The organism is Nonomuraea sp. ZG12, assembly GCF_052068115.1.
Lineage (GTDB): Bacteria > Actinomycetota > Actinomycetes > Streptosporangiales > Streptosporangiaceae > Nonomuraea.
On sequence record NZ_JBQHCW010000104.1, the window covers coordinates 1 to 527 of the forward strand.

Below are 527 nucleotides of genomic sequence, written 5' to 3' on the forward strand. Positions count from 1 at the left end.
TGTGGTGCCGATCACATGCTGTGTGTGGATTCCTCCACAGTTGATCGCTGGGGTTCTCCGTAACGTTCGTGCTGTCGGAAAGCACCAACTGGGGGAGGAACCCGAAATGCGTAAGACTCTCGCGATCGCCGCTCTGGCCGGTTCGATGGCCGTCACCGGTCTCGCCGTCGCTCCCGCCGCTCAGGCGGCCACGCAGACCAGCACGACCGCAAGCACCGCAAGCACCGCCACCATCGTCAAGTGGGGGAAGTTCTTCTCCGGCGACCACAAGGCGTACACCTTCGGCAAGACGTGGAAGAGCCACGGCAAGGTGTTCACGAAGTGGTACGGGGTGGACAAGTTCGGTGGCAAGAAGGGCTGGGTGTGGTTCGAGGTCTACAAGAACGGCTCCTGGCACAAGTTCAACCACGCCTGGGACGGCAAGAAGGTCGGCTCCTGGAGCGGCCACGGGATCGGCAAGGTCTACACCTACACCTGCTGGGCCGGCAAGTTCGACAACTGCGGCAAGAAGTACCGCATCTACTAGT

The 527-nt window shown here is 61.5% G+C and carries 1 protein-coding gene; it reads left to right on the forward strand.

The annotated features are described in order from the left end of the window. Positions 1-106 precede the first annotated feature (106 nt). Positions 107-526 (forward strand): hypothetical protein, encoded by a 420-nt coding sequence (locus ACTMTF_RS49460; RefSeq protein WP_441117045.1) that lies wholly within the window; start codon positions 107-109, stop codon positions 524-526. The last annotated feature ends 1 nt before the right edge of the window (position 527 follow it).

Coding starts and splice junctions, on each gene's coding strand:
- ACTMTF_RS49460 (WP_441117045.1), top strand. CDS start 107: ATGCGTAAGACTCTCGCGATCGCCGCTCTGGCCGGTTCGATGGCCGTC.